This is a genomic window from Stieleria neptunia, assembly GCF_007754155.1.
GTDB classification, from domain to species: domain Bacteria; phylum Planctomycetota; class Planctomycetia; order Pirellulales; family Pirellulaceae; genus Stieleria; species Stieleria neptunia.
The window spans coordinates 1,889,401-1,907,209 of record NZ_CP037423.1; the positions used below are offsets into that span (position 1 = coordinate 1,889,401).

12 protein-coding genes are annotated in these 17,809 nt (G+C 58.6%); 5 read left to right on the forward strand and 7 right to left on the reverse strand.

The window, feature by feature from the left end; genetic code table 11:
• Positions 1 to 131: 131 nt before the first annotated feature.
• A complete protein-coding gene (locus tag Enr13x_RS06610) occupies positions 132 to 1,595 on the reverse strand; it encodes an SAM-dependent methyltransferase (RefSeq protein ID WP_231744129.1) in 1,464 nt (487 codons plus the stop codon).
• Between the two features lie 98 nt (positions 1,596 to 1,693).
• Between Enr13x_RS06610 and Enr13x_RS37750 the strand changes: the two genes are divergently transcribed.
• From Enr13x_RS37750 to Enr13x_RS06620, 3 genes are all read left to right on the forward strand, one after another.
• A complete protein-coding gene (locus Enr13x_RS37750; RefSeq protein WP_197455843.1) occupies positions 1,694 to 1,861 on the forward strand; it encodes a hypothetical protein in 168 nt (55 codons plus the stop codon).
• A gap of 62 nt (positions 1,862 to 1,923) precedes the next feature.
• Entirely contained in the window at positions 1,924 to 2,322 is a 399-nt protein-coding gene (locus tag Enr13x_RS06615; RefSeq protein WP_145385276.1) for a BlaI/MecI/CopY family transcriptional regulator, read from the forward strand.
• Positions 2,319 to 5,924: a M56 family metallopeptidase gene (locus Enr13x_RS06620; protein WP_145385277.1), complete on the forward strand. Its 3,606-nt coding sequence runs from the start codon at positions 2,319 to 2,321 to the stop codon at positions 5,922 to 5,924. The genes Enr13x_RS06615 and Enr13x_RS06620 overlap by 4 nt, the downstream gene beginning before the upstream one ends.
• Before the next feature lie 79 nt (positions 5,925 to 6,003).
• On the opposite strand, the gene Enr13x_RS06625 is transcribed toward Enr13x_RS06620, so the two are convergent.
• From Enr13x_RS06625 to Enr13x_RS06635, 3 genes are all read right to left on the reverse strand, one after another.
• On the reverse strand, positions 6,004 to 7,419 hold the full coding sequence (locus Enr13x_RS06625; RefSeq protein ID WP_145385278.1) for a pectate lyase: 1,416 nt from the start codon (positions 7,417 to 7,419) through the stop codon (positions 6,004 to 6,006).
• A 151-nt stretch (positions 7,420 to 7,570) separates the two neighbouring features.
• Positions 7,571 to 9,070: a DUF1501 domain-containing protein gene (locus Enr13x_RS06630; RefSeq protein WP_145385279.1), complete on the reverse strand. Its 1,500-nt coding sequence runs from the start codon at positions 9,068 to 9,070 to the stop codon at positions 7,571 to 7,573.
• 6 nt (positions 9,071 to 9,076) lie between these two features.
• Positions 9,077 to 12,016 (reverse strand): DUF1549 domain-containing protein, encoded by a 2,940-nt coding sequence (locus Enr13x_RS06635; RefSeq protein ID WP_197455844.1) that lies wholly within the window; start codon positions 12,014 to 12,016, stop codon positions 9,077 to 9,079.
• A 360-nt stretch (positions 12,017 to 12,376) separates the two neighbouring features.
• Here Enr13x_RS06635 and Enr13x_RS06640 point away from each other — a divergent pair, with 360 nt between their 5' ends.
• Positions 12,377 to 13,204 (forward strand): c-type cytochrome, encoded by an 828-nt coding sequence (locus Enr13x_RS06640; protein ID WP_145385281.1) that lies wholly within the window; start codon positions 12,377 to 12,379, stop codon positions 13,202 to 13,204.
• A 138-nt stretch (positions 13,205 to 13,342) separates the two neighbouring features.
• Positions 13,343 to 13,555, forward strand: a complete 213-nt coding sequence (locus Enr13x_RS06645) for a hypothetical protein (RefSeq protein ID WP_145385282.1) — start codon at positions 13,343 to 13,345, stop codon at positions 13,553 to 13,555.
• A 244-nt stretch (positions 13,556 to 13,799) separates the two neighbouring features.
• On the opposite strand, the gene Enr13x_RS06650 is transcribed toward Enr13x_RS06645, so the two are convergent.
• Genes Enr13x_RS06650 through Enr13x_RS06660 form a run of 3 tightly spaced genes read right to left on the reverse strand, consistent with a single transcriptional unit; the run spans position 13,800 to position 17,767 of the window.
• Positions 13,800 to 14,819 (reverse strand): WD40 repeat domain-containing protein, encoded by a 1,020-nt coding sequence (locus Enr13x_RS06650; protein ID WP_145385283.1) that lies wholly within the window; start codon positions 14,817 to 14,819, stop codon positions 13,800 to 13,802.
• Positions 14,816 to 16,075 carry a DUF1501 domain-containing protein gene (locus Enr13x_RS06655; protein ID WP_145385284.1) on the reverse strand — a complete coding sequence of 420 codons (1,260 nt, stop codon included), beginning with the start codon at positions 16,073 to 16,075 and terminating at the stop codon, positions 14,816 to 14,818. Before Enr13x_RS06655 ends, Enr13x_RS06650 begins: the two co-directional genes overlap by 4 nt.
• A gap of 27 nt (positions 16,076 to 16,102) precedes the next feature.
• Entirely contained in the window at positions 16,103 to 17,767 is a 1,665-nt protein-coding gene (locus Enr13x_RS06660) for a DUF1549 domain-containing protein (protein ID WP_145385285.1), read from the reverse strand.
• Positions 17,768 to 17,809 lie beyond the last annotated feature (42 nt).

The window sequence follows — 17,809 nt, forward strand, 5'->3', positions numbered from 1 at the left end:
CGGGGCTGTTATTCTACTCCAGATGTCGACGCCTTTCTTCTGTCGATCTCTTTCAGCGAGAGATTCCGGAAGTCTCTGTCGTGGATGACGGCGTTTCGAGTATGCAACAGATCAACGCAGCCGTCGTCCGGCTACGCCGCCCGATACAGATCGGCGCGTGTCGGCGGCATGCCCGAAAGCCCCTTGCCGGCCCGTTTGGTTGCGACGACCTGATAGATCTTGATCGAACCGGCCGAGAAACCGGCTGACCCGCCCGCCATGTAGGCGACCCACAAACGGTACCGTTCGGGGCCGACCAGCCGGATCGCTTCGTCTCGGTTGGCGGACAGGTTCTTGCACCAATACTTCAGCGTCAACGCGTAGTGCTCGCGCCACGATTCGACGTCGTGGACTTCGAAGCCGCTGTTCTCCAAGAAATCAGTCGTCATCCCCACCGGAGTCAGTTCGGAGCCGGGGAAGATGTACTTCAAAATGAATTTCCGTTCGGGACGGATTTTGCGAGCGTCTCGCTTCGATTTTTTTGCCCGCCGTGCGATCGCATGGTTCAGCATGATTCCGCGATCGCGGAGCATCGAATTGATCTTGTCAAAGTAACGCGGGTAGTTGGCGATCCCGATGTGCTCGGACATTCCGATGCTGGAAATCTTGTCGTACGTTCCTTGGTGATCCGCGTAGTCACAGATCTCAACGCTGACCTGATCGCCCAGCCCCAGTTCATCAATCTTGGTTTGGGCATAGTCGTGCTGTTCTTGCGATAACGTGATTCCATGTGCTTTCACGCCGTAGTGCTGTGCGGCGTACCGAATCAGCCCGCCCCAGCCACAGCCGATATCCAGCATCCGCTCGCCGGGCTTGAGCCGCAACTTGCGACAGATCATGTCCATCTTGTCGCGTTGGGCTTGATCCAACGAATTGTCCCAGTCTTTGAAATAGGCGCAGGTGTACTGCATCTCGCTGCCCAGGAACAGCTTGTAAAACGCGTTGCCGACGTCGTAGTGGAATCGAATGTAGTCGGTGTTGTCGCGGCGTGATTCGTTGCGGCCGACGCCGTCGTCAGCGAATTGATGACTCAAATCGCCCGCATCGGTTTTGGCGAACAGAAATGGCAAGGTCTTCTTGACCAGCATCGTCTTGGAGATCGTCTTCAAACGCCGGCGGTTGGCCTTTTCGGTCTTCAACGCCTCGGTGAATTCCATCAAGTCACCGCCCTCGAACGCGATGTGACCGGTCGCGTACAGACGGACCAGTGTTTCCAAGGACGGCCGCCGCAGCAACGACCCGACAACGCCCGGACCGGACAGGGCGATCGTGTATCGGCCGTCCACGTCGCGGCCGATCGGAACCACGTCGCCGTTCCAAAGCCGCACCGAGACGTTCAGGTCCAACGGGTCGGCGATCGCCCCTAGCACGTCTTTGATCGATCGCAGTTGCGTTTGAGCCGAAAAGGGAAGTCCCATCCTTGCAGTCTCCAGCGGGGTGACGGTCGATGCGGTCTCCCCCGAGACGTCCAATCGGACCTGGCGGGGCGGCATCACCTGCCGACGGTAGCAGAACACTCCGCCTCCGCCGAGTTCAATTTTTTCGCTGTGAAGCAATTTTAGCGGTAGGGCGCGAGCCCTCCGGTGTTTTGGCAAAGAGGAAGAACCGGAGGGCTCGCGCCCTGCCGCTAAAACCTTAAGAAACCCGGGGGGGAATGCTTCACAGCGTTGTCCAGCAGGCCACACCCGAAGCGATTCAGGCGGTATTTGAAATCCCCGGCGGCAAACGCGGTCGTCGCCGGCAAGGCGGCTTAGCCTGTCAAAAACATTTCCAGGACTACACAACCAAGACGTTGCTGCGAAACTTTTTGCATTTTCGTTGACTTCGACAACGACGCCCCATACCATCATCTAAAGAATTAAACGATTGTTAGGGGAGAGACCGATGGCACGGCCAGAGTCGGAGTATCCGACGCAGCTTGAACTCGAGATCTTGAAGGTGCTCTGGGACGCATCTCCGCTTCCTGTGCGTGAAGTCCGCGCCCGATTGGAAGCCGGCGCGGGCCGCACGCTGGCCCACAGCAGCGTGATCACGATGCTGAACATCATGCATCGCAAAGGCTTTCTGAGACGTCAAAAGGCCGGCAAAGCATTTCTGTTTTCGCCAAAAGTCGAGAAAGAGCATGTCAGCGGAGGCATGGTTTCGGACCTGCTTTCGCGTCTATTCGAAGGTTCGCCGACCGCCATGGTTTTGAACCTGCTCGAGACCGGTGACATCGATGCCGATGAGCTGGATGAAATCCGACGCTTGGTCAACCGCAAACGCAAGGAGCGGAATCAATGAACGCTTGGGACGTCTTGTCGGCAGAATTAAGTTGGCAAATCTGCGCGACACTTCTTCATTCGCTGTGGCAAATCACATTGATCGCTTTCTTCGTCTGGCTGATTTGTCGATGGGAGCGGGCAACGGTCGAACAGAAGTATCTGGTCCATGTTGCCGGGTTGTTGTTGAGCATTGCCGTGGTGCCGTTGACATTTGTTCTGGTCGCACACGACCGTCCCACGGAAGAATCGATCTCCCGTGCGGCCTACGCGTCCACGATCGGCGGAGGTGCGATCGTCCAATCTGTCCAGTCGCCTGATCATACGTCTGTGCCGCAGACCACCAACGTGCCGTCAAACGACCCTCTCATTGCTCACGTCGAATCCACAGCGATGAATGGACCGGATCCATCCGTCGATGCCGCGATCAACGACCGAGGTATCAGCACGACAAAGGTGGGGCATGTATGGCTAGGCGTTGGTTCATGGATTGCCGGGCTGTATTTGCTCGGTGTATTGCTGATGCTGGCCCGACTCGGATGGGACGTGATCCGCACCGAACAGATACGCCTGCGAAGTCGTGCGGTGACCGGCGGGCCTTTATTGACGGCGATCTGTCATCTGGCCGATCGATGGTCGCTCTCCGTGTTGCCCGGACTCGCGACGGCCGAGCAAATTGTCGTTCCCCAGGTGCTGGGTTTGTTAAAACCCACCATCTTGATGCCTGCGTCTGCCATGACAGGGCTTTCAACGGAACAGCTTGAAATGATCTTGGCGCACGAGCTTGCCCATGTGCGGCGGCAAGATATGTGGATCAATTTGCTGCAGCGACTCGCCGAGTCGATTCTCTTTTTTAGTCCGCCGCTGTGGATGATCAGTCGTCGAATCAGCGTGTTGCGTGAGCACTGTTGCGATGAAATCGCCTGCCAGGTTGCCGGCGAGATCGCCCCGGATGGTGACAGCGATTCACGCTATTGTTATGCGCAAGCACTTTTACTGGTGGCCGAGGCATCGTGTCCAAATCAATCGACGAACCTGGCCACCGTGGCCGCCGACGGACACACGCCCTCGGAGCTTCGTCGACGGATCGCGCGTTTGCTGGGCCAGCCGATTCGTGAACCGTTGCAAGTTCCGCGCCGTGCAATCGCCATGGCCATCCTGCTCGTGCCACTTGCGTGGGCTTCGGTAACGTGGCAAGCCAATGCGCAGCGGGCGACGCAGGAATCGGAACCGGCCAGCGGTGTCGCTGCCGTGGAAAACAAAACCACCGATGCCGACCGCGCCGTGGCCGAAGCACGAATCCGAACGTTCGGATTGCAAAACGCCAATCGGATCGCGCTGCGACAATCCGTTCGCCAAATCAACGTCCCCGGAATGCAGTCGTACGCCAAGAGAGACCTGGCGAGCTTGTGGAAAGCTCGGGGCAGCCGGTTGACCGATCCGCAATTGAACAAGAATCGTACCGAATCACGTATTGGCTGGGAGGGCGAGCGGCTGCTGCTGAGTCAGCTCAGCGTGTTCCAGCCCAATCAGTCTTGGCGTCAATCGCACTACTGGGACGGCCAAAACGGCTGGATCGGTGAGATCCAGTCCACGCAGGAAAAGAAAACGAAGAACGTTTACCGCTACGCCTCCCTCGAACGACTCACCGAACACATCCATCCGTTCAGCTACCCACACTGGGCGGCCGCCGGAGATCGTCTGCCCTGGCCCGGACCAACCGTCTTGATCGCCGAGCACAGTGTCGCGCCACAACAAACGCATTACCGCCACTCGGGGACCGAGACAATTGATGGCGAGGTTTGCGACGTCTACACGGGCCCCGAACGGAGCGAACAGATCTGGATCGGAACGACGACCAAGCTTGTCAAAGCAGTCAGTCGCCACTATTTGTCGGGGATTTCCCCCGAGCAACAATGGAAAATCGCTTCCGAAGCGGCCGGCAAACCGATCGCAAATCGACAGCAGTACGACCGCTATCGCCAGACATTGTCACCCGAGGAACAAATCGCACTGCAGGCACGTTGGTCTGCCGCTGCCTGGGATCAGACTCATCCCGGTAACCTCACCGTCTTTTCGGACTATCAAGAAATCGCACCGGGTGTCCGCTGGCCCATGCAGGCCGATCGTGTCGTCGTGCATCCCAGTGGCCAAGCAAAAGACACGTTCAAGTACTATCTGTCAAAGATCGAAGTCGAGTTGATCGGTGATTTCGACATGCAAGAGTTCGCTGCCGATGCCTTGCCGGATCCAGGCGTCAAGGTTACCGACCGAACCGGAGAATCATGGTTCGAGTACGTTTGGTCGGATCAACTGACGCAAGCGGACATCGAAGAAAAACGCCGACAGGTATCCGCCAAAGAATCTGCCGAAGCCGAACGGAAACGCCGAACCAACGCCACGCCGATCAAGACGGTCGACGATGCGATCGGAATTCTCACCGAAGGCCCCCGAGTCGAGCCGACGATGGTGTGGGCACGGGCCATCAAGTTCTTGACCGAGCATCCTGAGACAGCGTTGCCGGCGCTGATCAAAACGATCGACAATGAGCAGCGTGATCATCCCATCAGCAAGTTGGCCTTTGCGCTACGAGCGATCGGTGATGCTCGCGCCGTTCCGGCTTTGATCCGGGCCCTCCCACGCACCCTCCTGCCCGGTCGAAGCGACTTCGGTCTATTGCTCGAAGAGGACGTCGAGCTTCGGCGGTTCATGCAACAACATGATCTCGGTAAAGGCAGCGTTGGGACAACGTTTGATTACGGCAGGGCCTTTCGAGAAGTGACCGGCGCATTGCGCAGGCTTACCAATCAACAATTCAATGAAATGGAACTGAATTGGATCCGGTTGAAAGGATCGAAAACGCAACGGGATGCCGCACAACAACAGTTCGATCGGGTTGCCAGACGGTGGGCGGATTGGTGGGAAGCCAACTGGCGTGATCACGTCGACGACCCGGTCTATTCGGATGTGAATCTAAAACCGTCGTCTGATGCTGACGTGGCACCGACTGGAGCCCGCCAACCGCTTGCCGGTCCGAGTGTCGAAATCATCAGTGGCGGTTCCGGTGGCATCATTCAATCGGTACACGACACCGGGAAAAAATGTTTCTTCGACCTCGACACCGGACGCCAGGCAGACTGGCCGAACGAACTGCCCCCGCTCGGAAAGACCCAATTGGATTCCACCGAATTCCGCGACTGGGCACGTCGTGAAGGGTTTGATGTGGCGGGCATCACCTACACGCCCGATGGTGGTACCGAACCGCTGTATTGCTTGATGCCACTGGGATTGAGTGTTTGGAAGATCAGCGAAGAAGACCACCGAAACCTGCCGGCGATGGCCCTTGGCCAACAACCCTACCCGCTGTCCAACCCGGTCGAGTTGCTTGTCCCGCGCCGCACCGTCCCTAAACCGAGAGACGCTCAACACAGCGGTGATTCATTTTTATTCGTGACACGCGAGGGAACCACCGGCATCATACGGTTGACCGCACAAGTCACCAAGACCGAGGATCGAAGCGGCTACGCGTCGAGCGAAGAGTTTTTGTTTGAGAATTCCGGGTTCTATCGCGGTGTGAAGTACGCCTACGAAACCTTCTCCGAAACGTCCGGCGAGCAACCGTGAATCCGTCCGACGTCGAGCTCGAAAACCTATCATTCTGCCCCGAATCATTCTGCCATCCGGCTCGTCTCGTCCCGCGAACCTACCGTGTTTGCGATTTGACGTAGCTGGCCAGTGCGGACAGGTTCTGGCTGAAGACGGCACTGGACAGGTACGGCGTTCCGATCGGCATCTTCGCCTGTCCCACCAAACGCTGACCATCGAAGGTCACCACCCAGCGTCGCTGACCGTCGAGCGCCCCGATGATCTGCTGAGCTTGCTTCGCCAAGTCCCGTTGGGAGACTTCCGGTTCCGGCGATAATCCGCCGCGGACGCGTTTGTATTGTTCTCGGAGTCCGGCCAATTGCGATTCGGTCTTCCAGCCGTAGTGACTGGGAAGATTGGAATCATCGTAGGTCAATTCATACACGTCGCCGCGCCGCTGCATGTACAGGGGACGGTTCGTCCGCAATTCGTAGTAGCGTGCGAGTCGGCCGTCGGGAAGTCGCGATTGACGCAGCCAGCTCGCCGCGGCCGGGATCGGTTCAAGGTACTTGTCGTCACCGGTGACGTGGGAGATCCGCATCAGCGTTTGCAGCACCTCTTGGGTCTCGTCGCCGGACACGCCGGGCGGTTCGAACTTGCGTGCCCAGATCGGCTGCATGTCGTAGTTGTATTGTTGTGCCCAGCCGGGTTGCGGCATCGGCATTTGGGCGAGGACCAGGAAGTCACCGAGTTTTTTCAGAGCGTCCAGGTAGCGGTCGTCGCGGTAAACTCGGTGGGCGTCGATCAACAGATCCGCGACGTACCCGGTCACGTTGTCATTGAGCGTGTACATGTCCCAGTAGTTCTTGATCCGGCCTTCGGTCCGCCAATCGTAATCGGGATAGTTTGCCGGCTTGATCGGTTGGTCGCTGACCGGTCCCGTCCAGACCTGGGGGAATCCGCCGTTGGGGAATTGCGCCGCCAGCAGCGCGTCGAGTCCCGTGATCGCGGAATCGTGAATCTCCGCGTTGCGAAAACCACTTGCGAGGTCTGCGAGTACGAGGAAGCGAAGCGCCGATTGCGTTTGTCCGTCGTCCAGCGACGAGTGGTTCTTCCCCCGGCCCTTGCCGTTGCGATAGTCCGCCTGACGTTCGCCTTTTGGGTTCAAGTCGACACAGTTCGTCCAGCCGCCGGAGCTGAGTTGACCGTAGACGACTGCGCCGGCCGCAGCGGTCGCGGCATCCAGATAGAACGGGTCGCCGGTCGCATCGTAGGCCTCCAGCAGCGCCATCCCCACTGTCGGTGTTCCCGGCGGCTGGATCCAGATCTGATCGGTGGTCGCCACGCCCTCGCCCCATCGCTGTTTCAAATCGAGCGAGTAGTGATACACATAGCCTCCGTGCGTCGCGACGTTCTCGACGTAATAGCCAGCGGCTTCACGCATCGCTGTGACGGCCTGCGATTTTAAATCGGACTGCGCCGACGCGGGAACCGCCAAAACGAGAACCAGCAGGCAAATCAGTTGCGTTCGCATGTCAGCAGGAAAGTTGCGGTGTAATCGTGTGAGCCGTACGCGCCGGCGACGACAAAGTACGACGGCCTTTCCAGGCCGTCGAAATCAGCGACAGCCTGGAAAGGCTGTCGTACATTAGCCTTCAAAACCCCTGATGACGTGCTTTGAACGCTTACGCCAACAGCCCCGTGATCACCCGTCCGCCTTGATTGTCCAGCAATGACAGGGATCGGTTGTTGGAATCATAGTGAAATCGTTCGGCGTCGAGCCCGAACAGGTGCAACAAGGTGGCATGGTAATCGAAGTGGTTGACCACGTCCTCGACCGCCTTGTGTCCCAGTTCGTCCGTTGCGCCGTAAACGTGGCCGCGCCGGAAACCGCCTCCGGCGACCCACATACTGAAGCCATACGTATTGTGATCGCGACCGACTCGCGAGGGACCGGAATTGTTTTCAATGACGGGCAAGCGGCCCATTTCGCCTCCCCAATGCACGATGGTGGAATCGAGCATTCCGCGTTGCTTCAGATCCTTGACGAGCGCGGCCGACGGCACATCGACCTTCTTGCAAGCCGTGGGCAGCTTGCTGACGATGCTGCCATGATGATCCCAGCGTTGGTTTTCGGTAAAGATCTGTGCAAAGCGGACGCCCCGCTCGATCAACCGCCGCGCGATCAGACACCTCGCTCCAAACTCCTTCGTCTCGGGGTTCTCCAACCCATACATGTTTAGCGTCGCTTGCGTCTCGGTACTGAAGTCGACCGCTTCTTTGGCCGCCAGTTGCATGTTCGCCGCCAGTTCGTAACTGGCGATCCTCGCTTCGAGATCGTGGTACCCGGCGCGGCGGGCAAGGTGCTCGCGGTTGAGTTCTTCCAGATAGTGGAGCGCTTCTGTTTGTGCGGCACCCTTTAAGTACTGGGGCGGATCGAGGTTCAGGATACGCGGGGCTTGCGGGCGGATGACCGTCCCTTGATAGATGGAGGGCAGAAAACCATTGGTCCAATTCTCCACCCCCATCACCGGCAACTGGCCTGGATCGATGAGTGCGACGTAGGCGGGCAGGTTTTCGGTTTCGCAGCCCAGCCCATACGTCAGCCAGCTTCCCACCGTGGGTCGACCGGTCACGATACGTCCGTTCTGCATCGCTTGAATCGACTGGCCGTGGTTGTTGACGCCGGTGTGCATCGACCGGATCAGGGTGATGTCGTCGACCACTTCGCCCAAGCCGGGCAGCAGCTCCGAGATCTCCATCCCGCAACCACCGTGCTTGTGGAACTTCCACGGCGACGCCATCAGTTTGGAACTGGCCTCCGCCGCGTTGTCGTACTTGATGTCGCCCTCGAAATCCTTCCCGTCCATCTTCTGCAGCTCGGGCTTGGGATCAAACAGATCCAGATGGCTGGGGCCGCCCTGCATCCACAGCGAGATCATCGCCTTGGCGCGGGGCTCGAAATGGGGCGACTTCGGTTTCAGGTCATACGACTTGGGCTCCATTTCCGGGCGGGCAAACGGGTCGTCTGCCGGCGCCGCAGCGCTGACTCGCTCGTTTTGCAGAAGCGCATTTAACGCGAATCCCATCAAACTCATCGCACCGGTGGCGTTGAAATGACGTCGCGATGACGCAGTGGTGGAGGCGAAATTTCCCGAACGCCGGGTCGGCTGCTGAGATTTCATAGCGATTCAATCAACGTACAAGAAACGGTTTGAACTGAAGAGCGTCTGACAAAAACTGGACAGCGCCAACATCGCGGGCGTTTGCGTCTTGTCCTGCTTGGCGAGACTGGCCGCCTGGGGAGAATTCGCAAGCACCGCCGTCTCACGCTCGATGAAGCCCAGTGCCGAGTCGATCTGTTGGTCGCTGGGCGATTGGCAAAAAGCGAGTTCCCAGGCAAGTTTGACCTGTTCGGATCGGTCCGCCCCCGCTTGCGCGACAAGTCGGCGGGCGAAATCGCGGGAACGATCGTGCACAAATTCGTTGTTCATCAACAGCAACGATTGCGGAGCGACGGTCGAGGTCCGGCGGACGTCACAATTAGGGTCCATCCGCGGTGCGTCAAAGCTATCGAGCAAACTGAGCGGGCGGCTGCGTCGCACCTGGGCGTAAACCGAGCGGCGCAAGTCTTCCCCCTTCATGTCGATCAACGCTCCCGGGCGACCGGCATTCAGATTTTCAATCCCAAGGACGAACTGCCCGACCCTGTCCGCCATCACGGGAACGGGGGGCCCAAACGATTTGGAGTTCAATTTGCCGCTAATGGCCAGCATGCTGTCACGAATCGTTTCCGCCTCCAAACGACGCAACGACATCCCGCTGAGCAGCCGATTGTCGCCGAGCAGCCGATTGTCGCCGTCGGTGCGATCGGGCGGAATCACCCTCAGCGCTTGGCGGTACGCGGTCGAGGTCATCACCAGGCGGTGAAACGTCTTCAGGCTCCACCCACTGTCCATGAATCGCGTCGCCAACCAGTCCAGCAGTTCTGGATGGGAGGGCGGTTCACCCAGCCTGCCAAAGTCGCTGGGGGTCGCCACGATCCCGGTACCAAAATGATGCATCCAAAATCGATTCACCAAGACCCGCGCGAGTAATGGGTGCCGACCGCTGGTGAGAGAGTTGGCGTAGGCCAAACGGCGTCCCGTCGTGGGCAGAGCTTCGTCATTGGTGGGAATTTCAACGGGATTGTTTGCGGTCACCACCGAGAGAGCGGCTGGGGCCACCTTGTCCGTCGGATTGTGGTAATCACCACGCGCAAAGACAAACGTCTCGGGGACCTTTCCGGGGACTTCCGTCAACGCCTGCACGAAGTTCTCTTTCGGCTTTGTCGCGCGGAGTGCTTTGGCGCGTTTGGTGATCGCGGCCAACTGTGGCGCCCGTTCCTTCGTCCGGTCGATGACCGATTGCCGCTGCGCCACTTCGGCAGCGGCCTGTGGGTCGAACGTTGCAAGGTTGCCGGCAGTGACTTCCAGCCCGGCGTGTTCGGCCAGTAGGTCTTGTTGCTGCTCGGTTCGTTTTTCGCGAGGGACCGCAATCGCCGCCGCCACTTGCTTTGCGACGTCGTCGGCGAGCGACTGGAGTGCGCGTTTTTGCGCTTCCGCGATTGCGGCGGTTGTCTTTTCCGCCTGATCTTTCTTCAACCCCGCCAGCTTGCTACGAAGTTCGCGGTCATACAGATACAGCGCACCGGCCGAGATCTTCAGGATTTTGGGATACCTTTTTAGATGGTCTTGTTGCTCCTTGGTGCGCTTGGCTACCGGGGTTTGGTAAGCGACCCGTAGTGCATCACGCAACGCTTCGGGAACATGCTGGACGAGTTGATCCTCCAACGTTTCGGCGATCAGCTCTTCGGCGCGTTGCTTGTATTCCGCATCAATCCGTTTGGCTTGAGCTTCGATTTCGGCGGCCACCTTGCGATCGTCGTCGGTGTACAGCGACACCAATCGGGCCGACGGCTTACGCCAGTTCTTCCAGTCATAAGCGGGTTCAAAGATCGCTCGGATCTGAAAATATTCCGCCTGGGGAATCGGATCGTAGCGATGATTGTGGCACTGCGCACAATTCAGCGTCAGCCCCAGCAGGGAGCTGCCCACCACATGCAGCGTGTCGGCGATGACTTGGTTTTCAGCCAGTGGCAATTCTTCGCCGCTGACTTTTCCCGTCCCATCGGGAACCATGCGTAGGAAACCGGTGGCGATCAGTTTCTCCGTTTCGTCGGCCGTCAGATTCTTTTTGGGAAAGCCGATCATTTCGTCGCCGGCCAACTGTTCGCGGATAAAACGATCAAATGGCATGTCGTCATTCATCGCCCTGATGACGTAATCACGGTAGTGATACGCGTGCGGGCGAATGGGATCGTCGATCGTGTAGCCTTCGGAATCGGCATAGCCGACGACGTCCAACCAGTGCCGCCCCCAGCGTTCACCGTACTGTGGTGATTCAAGCAATCGGTCGATCAAGTGCTCCACGGCATCCGGGGACGGGTCGGCGATGAAGTCTTGGACTTGTTGTGGGGTGGGAGGCAATCCGATCAGATCATACGTGGCTCGCCGAATGAAGGTCCGCCGGTCAGCGTCTGGAGAAAAGCTGAGCTGCTGTTCTTCGAGGCGTCTCAACAGGAAGGCGTCGATCGGAGTGCGGACACGATCCTCCGCGGAGACCTCCGGGATCGCAGGATTTTGAATCGGTAAGAACGACCAAAACTCGCGTTCCTCCGCCGGTACGTACACTCCATCGGGAATGGACTCCGGCTCCGGACGCAGTGTCTTCGCTCCGGACTCGACCCAGCGATCAAGCACCTCCTGTTCGGAGGACGTCAGCTTGACGTCCCCCGGCGGCATGTCTTGAGCAACGGTCCGTTCGATCAAGGGACTCTCATCCGGATCGCCGGCGACGATTGCCGGTCCACTCTCGCCGCCGACCAGGATGAATTTGCGTAAGCGAAGATCCAGACCGCCTTCGATTTCGTCTCCTTCGCCATGGCAATGCAGACAATGTTTCTTCAGGATCGGGCGGACATCGCGTTCAAACGAAATCGTTTCAGAAGGCTCAGTGGAGTCGGATTGGCTGACCGCAGGCCCAGCGAGACAGACCGACAACGCGGCAGCGAAAACAAAGCGGGATCGCATCACGAATTCCAGTCGTCCGGCGTGATTCGGGGCGGGAGGGTGACGGAAGTCCGTCGGTGGGGCCTTCATTATAACACAACTGAGAACCACCCGATGGCGACGACGTCGAAGCGAAACCTGTGATGAGGCGAGTCGGGCGGATGGACTGGTTCAACCCCGTGGGAGGCTCGACGAAATGACTTTGTTGTTCGAACAGCGATCTGATCACACATCGTTTGTTGAGATGCAGTCGTGCGGGGCTGGTGAAGGCGTGGGCCGGATTCCCTACAATACCACTCCACCTTAAGCTCATGGTGCAACCTGCGAAATGGAAGGCGGCGTGATCGCCGAGCCCGAAATCTCAATTGAGGAACCAGCTTCATGAATCGTTTTTCAGCAACAATCCTCTGTCTGCTCACGCTCGCGATCACGATCGGCTCAAGCGTATGGAGTCAGGATGCAGGCTCGAAAGCAACCGTCGTTCCCGAGGGGACAGCAGACGAAGGCTTGATTGAGCCAACGGCGGACGATCCGCAAGGGCCCTTGGGCGAGACGGTTCGCTTGGGCGAAACGCTCGTTACGGAAACAAGTTCGCATCCGATGACGCAGCCACTGGTCGGCAACGCCTTGAACTGCACGTCCTGCCACTTGGACGCCGGACGGCATCCCAAAGCCGCTTCCTTTGTCGGGGTGGCGGCGGCGTATCCAGCCTATTCGCCACGCGAATCGGCGGTCATCACACTGGAAGAACGGATCGCCCACTGTTTCTTGCGCAGTCAAAATGGCTCGCGTCCTGCCCCTGGCGGGAAGGTCTCGGTCGCCATCGCAGCTTACATCACCTGGTTGTCGCGACACACGCCGATCGACATGAACCCGATCGCACCGCTCGGACCGAATCGCCTGGAATTGCTCGACGCCGACGCGATCAAGCCAGACGTTGCACGGGGCGAAGCACTCTATGGCGACCGTTGTGCGGATTGCCATCTCGCCGACGGTAGTGGGTCGGGTGAGGGGCCGCCGCTGTGGGGTGAACAGTCATTCAATGACGGGGCCGGTCTTTCCAAGGTGCTCAAAATGGCGTCGTGGTTGAAAGTCGCGATGCCGCCCGATGACGCCGACCTGACCGAGCAACAAGCCTTCGACATCGCGGCCTTCGTCAATTCACACCCACGCCCCGAGTTTCGGCCGGAACGCAACGATCCCCAATAAGCCCGATTCTCCTTTGTTCTTGTTAGACCCCACGAGGTTTGTCTTGACCTCGACCTTCGACGAATCCTTCTAGTCGACGGACTGGGCCAGCCCGCCGGTCGCCAAGCCCGCTGGCGCCCCGACATCTACGACAGGACATTGAACTGTGTCTGGGAGATCAAGACGGCGCATTCGGCAATGCTGGGCTCCAAACAACTGCAAGCGTACCGCAACGCGTTGGGAGGCGGCGGCCTGTTTGTCGAAGCCGGAGGTCCGCGAGAAGGCGCTGAGGGCAAGGTCTTTGCGCCGGGCGGCCATCTTTCCTTTGGCGTCTACTTTCAGGGTGTGATCCGATATCATCACATCCGCTGAGCGAAAGGGGCCGTCCAGCTTAGGACGACCAGTTTTTCGAGCACGATGGCGCTTCCGGGCCGTCGTCCGTTGGACTCCCGGCGACGACCTAGAAAGGACGTCGTACAACGGTCCGCTGACCGCATCACACTCAATCGACGAGATCATTCAGATTTGTCGCGTTTCGCATCGTTCCCAAGCTGGACGGTCCCCAATGCCTGCACACCAGCACCTATACTCGTGCCATTGGTTCCCCGCTCTTTTCTCAAGCGTCCGGCTCGGTGGCGTCGCCGGTCATCTGGTATAGCCGGACGTGGCCGTCAGCATGGGCGACGGCCAATCGGTCCTCGCCGACAAGATCCACTCCGCGCGCTGCGCTTTTCATTTTGAAGGTGTGAAATGCTTCGTCACTGCCGTCGTTGAAAAACCAAAGTTCGCCTTTGCCTGATTTGTCCGCACCTCCGCCGACCAGGAAGCCTTGGGGATGAAAGCGGACCGCCCACGCGACTCCTTTAAAATTCTCGGCCGCTCGAAGCTGCCGCGTCGCTGTACCGGTTTCCCAGTCAAAGACCACGATGATCGGATCTTGAATTCCGGCGAACGAGTTCACCACCTTGGTGATCCCCGCGCTGGCCCATCGGCTTCCGCAGGCATTGAATTGCATGTCTCGTGCGCCGCCCATGTCTGCCGCAAATTTTTTGTCGTAGCCGGTCATCATGCCGGCATCGATTCTGCGTCGCTGCTCACCCGTTTTAAGATCCCAAATCAAGATCACGCCCATCAGATCTTGAGAAACCAAGTGTTCGCCGTCGGGGTGAAAGTCGACACCGTAGACGTGTCGCTCGTGCCCCTTCAGCTCCAGTTCTTGCTCACCGGTTTCGATGTTCCACAGTTTGACGAGCAAGTCATTGCCGCAGGTCGCCAGACGCGTCCCGTCGGGGCTGGCCCGCACCCAGCGGGCGGCGCCCTGATGAGCGGGGATGCTGCGGATGATCGGAGGGGCGTCCTGGGTGAGGTCCCAGATGTTGACGACTCCGCCCCAGCAAGCTGTGTAGAGCTGTTTCGAGTCGCCGGAAAAATCGATGGATCGAACCCAACTTTGATGCCCGCTCAGTGTTCTGAGTCTGCCGTCCTCAAGATCCCAGAGTTGAATGTCCAGGTCTTGAGCGCCTGCGGCGACATAGCGAGACGCAGGGTCGACGCGGAGCGTGGTGAGTGGCCGGGAATGCTTGAGTTCACGGACGAGGTGCGTTTGAACCGGATCAATGGTTGCGTCGGAGTTCATGCCAACAGCTCCTCAATCGGCGCAGCGGCGGGGTCGCCGATCGGAATCGATTTTCCGGAAATGTCATGGTCCATCGTGGAATCAAGCCCGAGCGCGGACAGGTACGTATGAAACAGATGTCCGCCATCGACTTCGCGCTCGACGACTTCAGTCCCCTCGTCGTTGGTCTTGCCAATCACCGCGGCGGGCTGGATGCCGCACCCGCCCATCGCAACGGACCACGCCGTCCCCCAGTGATCACGACCGTATTTCGTGTTGATTTTCGGCGTGCGTCCCATCTCGGAATAGACAATCACCAATGTGCTGTCCAGCATTCCGCGATCATGGATGTCGTCGAGCAACATCGAAAACGTTTTGTCGAATTCGCCGAGTTGCTCCAGGTGAAAATTAAAATTCTCGGCGTGTGTATCGTAGCCATGATGCGTGACCTTGACGCACGTCGCCCCGTTCTCCAGTAAGTCCCGCGCAAGGATGCAATGGCGGCCGAAATCGTGGCGGCCGTAGCGGTCCAGGTCTTGCTCGCCAACGTCGCCCTCAAACATCGCCTTGCGTTTCATCAGTTTCTCAGCCTGTTCGAACGAACTGTTGTAGACATCCGTCAGCGCACGTGAACGTTGCTTTGAGAACCGACGATCAAATTGCACACGCAGCCGTTGGCGAGCGTCGTCGGCAGGTTCGTCGATCGATTTGGGCGAGGCGAGGTTTGCCGGCGCCTGATCGCCTAACAGTTTCAGTTGGGCGTGCCGTGCCCCCAAGAACGCAGCCGTCGAATCAACGATGCCGCGTTTGCTGATGTGAATGTAGCCGGGCAGTTCGGCATCGGTGGGAGCCAGATATTTTGAGACAACCGAACCGAAGTAGGGGTAATCACCGGCTCGCCGTCCCTTTTCCATAAACAGCATGCCTTGGCGGTGATCACCGATCTTCGAATTGATGCTCCGGACCAGCGAAAGCAAATGCATCCGACTGGCCGTGTGCGGTAACAATTCGGAGATGTGGATCCCGGGAACCGACGTCGGAATCGCCTGGAACGGGCCACCAAACTGCGTGCCCGGCTTGGGGTCCCAGGATTCCAACTGACTCACCCCGCCTTGCAGATAGATCTGCAACACCCGCTTTTGTTGCTGCTGCAGGTGGGCGGCGTTCAACGGGCTGGTGAGGGCCCCCAATCCGATCGCACCGGCGGCGGAGCCCCACAAAAAGTCTCGCCGAGCGATCACGTGATCGATGCCGTTGCAATCTTGATTTCGTCGCATGGATGTTCTCCGTCGAAACTTGAACGGTTAGTGGTTGAATCGAAACTCGGTGGAAACGAGCGCTGCCCATACCAATTGCTGGAGATCCGCTTTGCGGTCGGTGGTCGCGTCGAGCACTTCGTTGACAAACGAGGTTTCATCCGCGTCGGGAAGTCGCGAGAAAACCGACACGTAAAGCTCTTCGGCAACCGCATGGTGATCGAGCGCATTCAGGCGATCCGACAGCCCGTTCTTTTGCGTCACCCAACGTTGAACCAACGCGCCGTTGCGAAGAAACAGGGCCTGATCTGCCGACGCGTCAAAGGCTGCGTTCTGAACTCCCTCAACTCCAAAGATCTTGACAAACGCCTTCGTGTCACTTGCCAACGCCTTGTTCAGTGCTTCTTCCTGCCAGATCGGATCGACCGCCAACTGTGGATCGTCGGTCTTTTCTTGCTTGGAGATCGCGACGGCCAACTGCTGCTCGGCAACGCCGGTCGCACGCATCATCGACAATGCCAGTTGCTCCGGCGAAAGCGGTTTGAGCAACGCCACCGAGAAATCAGTTGGACGGCTGGAGCTTGGGGCATGATCCGGCGTGTCCTGTCTGCTGCTGCGTTGATAGGTGTCCGTCAGAGCGAGTTCGCGAAGCAAGTACCGCAGATCATAGTCGTGTTCCAACAGCGAATCGGCGAGCAGATTGAGCAGTTTTGGATGGGACGGCGGATTTTGGGCATGCCACATGTCCACCGGATCAACGAGGCCACGCCCCATCATCAACGCCCACATTCGGTTTGCGATGTTTTCTCGAAACGCTTGGTTGGCGTCGTCCGTCAATGATTTGGCGAGCTGGAGACGTCGGCTGTAGACCGGAACCGATCGCACGTTTTTCGCGGGTTTGACCTTGTAGAGCGGTTCGCCCGGAGGCGGGTCGACGATGGGAGGTGCGTCCAACATTCGCGGCGCCGTCTGGTCCGTTTCTGATGTGAACACGGATGTGAACTGGACATCGCCTTCTGCTTTTTCACCGATCGACGTTTTCTTTGTCTTGGGATCTTGAACCAGATAGCTCCGTTTGATGAACGCGGCCAGTCCGTAGTAATGACGCTGCAGGTAGTCATCGATCGCCGGATGGTCATGGCATTGGGCACACTCCAGATCCCTGCCCAAGAAGATGCGTCCGATGTCGCGTGTGACCTGGTCGACATTCAATTCGCGATCCAGCAGAAATCTGGCGGCGGCACGCGTTTGTTCGTCCGTTCCATCGGCCGACAACAATTCCTGAGAAAGCTGACGCCAGGACTTGTTTTGCAAGAACGACTCCCTCAGATACGCCTGCCATTGCTCGGCGGTGACGTGTTTATTCGGTCGGCGTTCCATCAACAGGGTGTCGAACACGTATTGCATCCGCCGCGCGTATTGCGGCGAACCGAGCAGGTGGTCGACCAGTTTGATTCGCTTGTCGGGTGCCGAATCCGCGAGAAACTCACGCACGTCATTGGCGGTCGGAATGGTGCCCGCCAGATCTAAAGTGACACGTCGCAGAAACGACGCGTCGTCGGTGATCGCGGCCGGCGCTTTGAATTCGGAATGCGTCGAAACCAGGGCATCGATCTGGACATGCAGCGGGTCGCTGGCCCGGAGCGTGTGTGAGTGGTTTGCCATGCTGCCGATGACAATTCCGATGATCACAATGACGCGCGAGCGAGTCATGGCGGTGCCTGGCGCGGTGGGGGGAGGCTGGTGGGCGGGGAA